This is a genomic window from Brooklawnia sp. (genome assembly GCF_032229645.1).
Taxonomy (GTDB): Bacteria; Actinomycetota; Actinomycetes; order Propionibacteriales; family Propionibacteriaceae; genus Brooklawnia.
Genome location: NZ_JAVTWX010000090.1, coordinates 1 through 7,315 on the forward strand (window position 1 = coordinate 1; position 7,315 = coordinate 7,315).

The following is a 7,315-nucleotide window of genomic DNA, read 5'->3' on the forward strand; positions in this document are numbered from 1 at the left end:
TGGCGTGCATCGCGTCCACGGCCTCGGTCAACGAGCCCACCGGCTCATCGCTTGTTGCGGCCAGCCCGGACGCGGCGCACAGTTCGTCCACTGCCGCGCTGACCTCTTGCGCAGGAGCATTCAGGAAGCCGAGGGTGCGGATACGAGGCTCGAAAGCCAGCAGCCCTGAGCGAGGATCAACCACTGTCATCACCGTTCCGTGAGCTGGGGTGTGAAGGGGTAATACCGGACGTACTCACGCTTGTTAACGCTCTTCGAGCGACTGAACGTGACCGGCCACCACAGGTCAGCGATCTGCCCACGGGCCCAAGCCCTGCCCCAACGATCGCCGCCAGCAGAATACGGACACGCGGACGTGTCTGGCGCAGCAACCAGACAAGCCCGGTCACACTCCACAGCTTTTTCACCGCGTATAAGCCCCCGTGATCTCATCGCCGCGGATCTCCACGGTGATCTCGAGCCCCTCCTGAGTCGCACCGTACACGTCGAATCCGCCATCGACCGGCGTCCACGGAGCCACGTCAGAAGCCGCAAACTCAATCTCCGTCTGACTCATCGAAGTGAAGATACCTCGTTCACAGGGCAACGAGCCTATGCGCGAATCAGCCATATGCTGTCACCGCTCTGTCAGATGAGGAGTGTAGGGGAAATACCTCGCCTGCTCACTTTTATTGCTGGACTTCGACCGCTCGAAAGTAACCGGCCACCACAGGCCATCGATCTGGCCACTTGCCCAGGCCCGACCCCGGCGACTGCCATAGGCCACCGAAAGCGTCATTCGGTAAAGCCCCTGCCGATGAATATCGGGAGCCGAATCCGGGTAGCACCTCATGTAAAGAGATTGGCCCGGTTCAATGCCTGGGCATTCAGAAGAAACGACTTCCCCCCAGTAGCCGATGCCATAGTCACAGCCATCTTTCGGAGCAGACCTCCTCCACCGTATTCGGAAGATGCGGCGCGGTGCGATTTTCACAAGCAGTTGCCCAGGTGATGACCGGCGAAATCTCTTCCATCGCTGCGCGCGAATAACTAAGGCGACAACAATCCCGATTCCCACAAGCAACCAGCCCAGACCAATCAATGCGATAAACAGGTTCCCATTACTCATCACAGGGCGATCAGAATCAACCAGCAACACAATGAAGAAAGCAGCGAAAAAGAATGCGCAGCATGAAGCAAGCAATCCTTCGATCCGTACCTCACGCTCATAAACCTCGTAGTTCTTGACATACTCGGTGGTTTCAACACTCTTAGCAGCCGACCCCATCCCATACGACACCAAAGCCGGCACATCCATCACCGGCACAGACTGTGAAGAAGCAGCAATCTCTCGCAACATCGCAGCAGTCTCAGCCCAACCACGACGCCGATATCTATCCGCGCGCACAAGCTCCCGAAACGCCGACCTCGGATAAGGCCGACGTCCTGCGGCGAACACCACCGGAACAGGCTGCGCCCCACCACGAGCAAACGCCTCAAAGGTCGACCATGCGCCAGCAGGATCCCAGGCCCCATGCCCGGCTGTTCGCGTTCCCTTCAGCGGGACCAACGTCTCCCAACGTCCACCATGACGCAGATACAGCCCCGCATCGCCCGGCTGACTACTCACCAACTCCAAACAATCAGCGCCCCGCGTAACACTCACCGCCCAAGCATTTAGAGCATCAATACGATCAAAAGCCTCACGCAGCTGAGCAGGGGAAGGATCAACAATCTGCTCGGTCACATTCCGGAGCCGCAACCACCGCCCATTGCTGCGATGCTGCCAACACAACACCACCTCATGAGCACCAGAATCAACAGGAGCCACTACCCGGAACCGATGCAATCGCATCGCACGCACCGCCTTACCAGCGCTCATGCCCACCAAGAACCAGCCCACAACCGCTAGAATCCAGACGGCCTCGGCTCCCTGAGGCACCACTACGGCACTACCCAGACCTCCAAGCACCACACCCCCGGCAACCGGCCCCATACTCGCATCCCGGCGCACAAAGGAACCAAGACCGCCGCAGAAACCAAGCCAACCGAAAACGAACCCCACAGCCGGGTCTGCAGAAATCACCACTACAACCCACGAGCACACCACTGCCAGCATCAACGCCAAGAACACTCGCGCTCGCGGCCTGGTCTGGCGCACCAGCCACACCAGACCAGGAAAACTCCAAAAACCCCTCACCGGACGGAAGCCCCTGTAATCTCATCACCGCGAATCTCCACGGTAATATCGAGCCCCTGCTGAGTCGTGCCGTACACGTTGAATCCGCCATCGACCGGCGTCCAAGGGGCCGATCCTGTAGCGACGTCGGAGGCATCAAACTCGATCTGCGCGTCACTCATCGAAGCAGGGAAGGGGTTGGCCTGATCGCTGTTGCGGAATGTCGTCCGATTGTCATCGGTGACCAACGTCACCAGATCGTCGGTCACAGTGGTCTGGGGGCTGGGTGTAATGACCTCCAGCGGGGTGGTATTCGCCGCGTGCATATCAAACTCGGCAGCACCTGCTGTCGATATGGGCGAGTCTCCCCCGAGGGGAGAAGCAGTCGACACATACGGCCCCATATCGTTGAGCTTCATAACACCGTGGCCGATAGAATTTACCGTAACCGACGAGAATGCCGCAGACCCGTAAGCTGAAACAACGCTGCTGCCATTAATTTTCTGGCCATTTATCCCGAGCGAAATGACATTGCCGGTTCCATCCACCACAGTGTCGGTCACAACATCGGCTCCGACCTGCCCAAACGGTACCTTTGCCGGCACCAGCTTTCCGACAAACGGACCAAGCAATCCACCAGCGAATCCGGTTCCGGCAGTAAGCGCCATTTCTTTCCAGCTGAAGGGCTCGCCATTGATGACTTGCTGCAACGCGTTCGCGCCAGCCGAGATCAGAGCACTGGTGATGGCTGCCCCCGCCGGGCCCATGGTCGCGGTCGCCAGGACGATAACCACACCGGCGGCGAGCTCAACCCAGTTGTCGGCGAGCCAGTCGCCAGCACGGCTCAGCAAACTCTGATTAGCGGCCTGGTAGGCCTTGAGTTGGTCCTCGGTGACGGGGCTGAATCCGAGCAGATCGGCGAACGCCGCCGGATTGTTCCCGGCATACGAATACGGGTTGCCGGCCCAGCCGGAGCCGAGGATCGGCGGCATCGTATCGGCCGAGAGGAAACCGAAGGTTCGCGGGTCATAGACGCGACTCCCCAGCCACTCCAGCCCATCGATGCTCAATCCACCGCTGGAGCTGAGGCCGATACCTTCGGGCATTCCCGGAATCTCATGCTGCTGCGGGGCCCACGGGCTGGTGGCCTGGGTGATGTGGCCGGATTGCCAGCCGGCCTCGAGCCATTCGCCGCCGACCCCGCTCAAACCACTTGGCGTGACCTGCACGCCGTCGCCGTTGATGCCCACCAGAGCCGGAATGACCGAGCCGGTATCCCAGCGCAGCTGGTTGCCGTCGACGGACGAGAGCAGACCCAGACCGTCGACCCGTAACTCGGTGACGCGCTCGGCGTCCCCGGATGACCGTCGGATCGCCCGCAGCCAGCCGGCGTCGCTCCAGTCGAAGCTGGTGACAGATCCGTCCGGCGCCAGCTCGCGGACGCGGTGCCCCGCAGCGTCATATTCGAAGCTGCTGGTTCCCTGCGGCGCGATGATTCTCGTGAGCTGGCTTGCCGCGTCGTAGGCGAAACTCGCCCAGTCGCCGGTCGAGTTCGTGCGGCGCACCATTCGTCCGGCGAGGTCGTACTCGAATGTCTCGCGCCCCACGTCGACGCCTTCCGGAGTCAACCTCGATGTTGTGATTCCGGTCAGCTGGTTCGCGTCATCGAATCCGTACTCGATCGTCTCACCCGTGCTGCGATGGACCCGGCCGATTCGCCCATTGTGGTATTCGAAGGAGGTCGACCGCTCACCGCCGGCACCGCCAATGCGCCGCTCGGTGACCAGACCTTGGCGGTAGACCCACGATTGGGTGGTGGCACCGGCCCGGCTGGAGACCATCCGGTCGAAGGCGTCGTACTCAAAGGTGGCGGTACCGAGCCGGGGATGCACGATCGAGGCGAGCTGCCCGGCGTCGGTATAGGAGTAGCCGATCTCGGACCCGTCGGCAGTCGTCATTCCCGCGCGTGTGCCGTCGGCGTTGTACCGCCAACGCATGACGTCATCGCCGCGCCGGTGCTCGATGAGCTGATTGCGACGGTTCCAGGCGAAGTGGTGTTCCAGCGGAGCACCCACACCGGTGTGATCGATCAGCGTGACGGTATTGCAGCGCAGGTCGCGGATGATCTGGGTGAGATAGCGCCCGTTGACCAGATGCGCTTTGCGGCGACCGTCCTCGTCATACTCCCAGGACAGTTCCCGCCCGTCGGGCTCACGCTGCCAGATGATCCGCCCCGCGGCGTCATAACGCGCCTGGGTCACCCGCCCTGCGGGATCGGTGATGCTGTCGACCCGATCCAGGTTTGTATAGCTGCGCCGGGTCGTATTGCCCAGCGGATCGACGATCGTGACCAGACGGCCGCGCGCGTCGTATTCGAAGTGCGTGCTGCCGCCGACTCCGTTGGTCACGTGGACGACCTGGCCCGCGGCATCGTAGCCGAATTGGCGGCTGCCGGAGATCGGGTCCTGCGCCCAGATCAGGCGTCCGGCCTTGTCATACCGGTAGCTGCTGACCGCGCCACCGGGGCGTTCGCGCCGGATGAGGCGCCCGGCGGCGTCGTAGTCCAGGCGCTCGAAATCGCCGCTCGCGAGGGTGCGTCGGACAAGCCGCCCATCAGGGTCGTATTCGTAGCCGGTCGTGCCGAGTGCGGTGCTGACCGCGGCGAGCTTACCGAGCTCGTTATAGCGGAGATAGGTGCTGCGGCCGCCGATATCGATGCGCTCAATGACTTTGCCGCTCAGATCGCGCACCAGCCTGGTGAGCCCACCCTCGCCGTCGACCATCTCGACGACACGACCACAGGCGTCGTAGCTGAGCAGTTCGGCGGCACCGGTGACCGAGGTCGTGGTGGTGGGACGCCCGAATTCATCGAAGCCCAAGGACGATTGGCCGGTCGCCGATTCCGACTCGATGAGGCGCTCATCGCGGTCGAGAGAAAAGGCCTTGCCGGCACCGGTGGGGCCGGTGACCCTGGTCAGCACGCCGTTCGCATCGTATTCGCGCGTCCACCGTCCGCCGTCGGGGTCGACAGATTCGGTCAGCCGCGAAACGGCGTCGTAGCCGAACTGCCAGCGGGAGCCGTCCGGGAGTTCGAGGCCGGCGATCAAACCCAGATCGTCGAAGGTTCGACGAGTGGTGCGTCCGAGCGGATCGATCGTCGCCGCGACGGAGTTGACCGGGCCGTATTCTGTCTCGGTTACCGCGCCCAGGGGATCTATCGTGCGGGTGCGGCGGCCGGCCTCATCATACTCGAAATGCCAGGTAGCACCGGTCGGGTCGCGGCGCCACAGCGGCAGGCCGGTGACGGGGTCGTTCCCGAATTCGTGGCGTGCGCCCATCGGTGAGACGGCCGCAGTGATTCGTCCCGCAGCATCGCGTTCGATGCGCGCCAGGTGACCGGCAGCGTTCTCGGTAGAGATCAGCCGGCCGTGATCGTCGTGGCCGAACCGCATCGTTACACCGACAGGATCGGTCAGTTCGGTGAGCAGTCCGCGCTGCCAGCCCATCTCGGTGCGTCCGCCGAGGGGATCGATGAGCACCGACGGATTGCGGGCAGCATCGTCGGAGTATTCGTAGGAGACGACACCACCCGATGCGGTGACCAGGGTGGTGACGCGGTCGTGCTCGTCGTAGCCGCAGGTGAGATCGGCGCCCTCAGGGGTGACGGTGCGGGTCCGGCGTCCACGGTCGTCGTAGAGGTGAACGGTGACCCTGCCGTCGCGGGCTGTGGCGGAGACGAGACTGCCCCATCGGTCGTACGACATGCTCTGCCTATTGCCGGCTCCGTCGACGACCCCGATCAGCCGCCCCTTGGCATCGGCGATCCAGGTATTGGAGCGGCTGCCGTCCTCGTCCGAGACGACGGTGACCCGGCCGGGCAGGTAGGCGAATCGGGTGACGCGACCGAACGGGGATTGCTGCCGGATCACCCTGGCGCCGGCATCGTAGGTGTTGATGACCTCGGCCTCACCGGTAGCGCTGACGATCCGCTCGATCAGACCGGCATCATCGTGCAGATACTGCCTGATTCCGAGCGGGGTTTTCACGCCACGGAGCTGATCGTGCTCGTATTCGTACTCGGCACGCCGACCGTCGCTGGTGACGGCGACAACGACCCGCGGGCCGCGCCACTCGAATCCCAACCAGCTGCCGCGACTATAGCTGATCCTGCTCAGCTGGCCCGAGGCGTCACGGCAGGCGACCACATATTCATAGGTGGACGAGCCGTTGCCGAGCCATTGCCCCGACGCCGAAAACGCCCACCACCGGCCTTCGTTGTCCCGAACGACCAGTGCGTGGCTCGCACCGGCTGCCGATTGCAGTTGCGCTGGCAGACGATCCACCGGCTCTTCCGACAACCAGAAGTTCGCGGTCGAGCAACGATCCCAGCCCTCACTCTGGCGCGCGAAATGCAGCTGCCGACCGTCCCACATCCGGGCGTCGGCGCCCTCGTCGTCGACGTGGATAGCCATATCCAGATCGGACGACCAGCCCCTTCCGAAGGCACCGCTGCGCGGGTCCACCGAGTTGTACATGCGACGCAATCGCAGCGGGCTGCTCACATCGCTCAGGCTGAGATCGATCTCGGGCTCGATGAAATTGCCGGTGGCGGAATTGACCGGATCATTGGTGTAGCCGGTGGTCTGTTCGCCGCCGATCATGCCCGGCGCGGGCACCTCAAACGACCCGCGGGAAGCTTCGACGCCGGCATTCTGCAACGCGAGCAGCAGAGCGGCATCCGAGACGGACGATACTGCGCCGGCGCTTCCGGTTGGAGCCGGTCGCTACGGCCCCGGCGCGAACGCCGGCAGTGCTCTCCAAACGGTTTGCGGCCTTCCGGATGTCAGTGATGGCCGTATCCGCTGCATCGAAGTCGAACCGGACATCGTCATCGATGCCCTCGAGATTGTCGCCCAAGGCGTGCTCCTCATTGTCTACTGGCGAGTGGAGCACTGGGGGTGCGCCAGCATCATGTTACAAGCTCAAGGTCGGGTGGTTTGGACTGACCAGCCCTGAGCGAGGATCAAGCACTGTCAACACCGTTCCGTGAGCTGGGAGATGCAAGAGCCCGCCGGATTGTGGAGATTGAGTGCCCGCCACGAGCCCGAGAACTACACGATCCGGCCGAGAGAAGCGACAGCCGAGGGCTTATCGTGG

General features: G+C 63.1%; 4 protein-coding genes. All 4 read right to left on the bottom strand.

Annotated elements, in window-relative coordinates:
* Nucleotides 1–190, bottom strand: a 190-nt coding sequence (locus AAFP05_RS06780; protein ID WP_341729096.1) for a hypothetical protein, incomplete at its 3' end; no start/stop codon positions are given.
* A gap of 213 nt (nt 191–403) precedes the next feature.
* Nucleotides 404–556 carry a hypothetical protein gene (locus tag AAFP05_RS06785; RefSeq protein WP_341729097.1) on the bottom strand — a complete coding sequence of 51 codons (153 nt, stop codon included), beginning with the start codon at nt 554–556 and terminating at the stop codon, nt 404–406.
* 60 nt (nt 557–616) lie between these two features.
* Nucleotides 617–1,726 (bottom strand): hypothetical protein, encoded by a 1,110-nt coding sequence (locus AAFP05_RS06790; protein ID WP_341729098.1) that lies wholly within the window; start codon nt 1,724–1,726, stop codon nt 617–619.
* A gap of 449 nt (nt 1,727–2,175) precedes the next feature.
* Nucleotides 2,176–6,819, bottom strand: a complete 4,644-nt coding sequence (locus AAFP05_RS06795; RefSeq protein WP_341729099.1) for a DUF6531 domain-containing protein — start codon at nt 6,817–6,819, stop codon at nt 2,176–2,178.
* Nucleotides 6,820–7,315 lie beyond the last annotated feature (496 nt).

Bases quoted from the DNA above. Each gene is read 5' to 3' on its own strand.
- AAFP05_RS06785 (WP_341729097.1), bottom strand. From the start codon at position 556: ATGAGTCAGACGGAGATTGAGTTTGCGGCTTCTGACGTGGCTCCGTGG.
- AAFP05_RS06795 (WP_341729099.1), bottom strand. From the start codon at position 6,819: ATGATCGGCGGCGAACAGACCACCGGCTACACCAATGATCCGGTCAAT.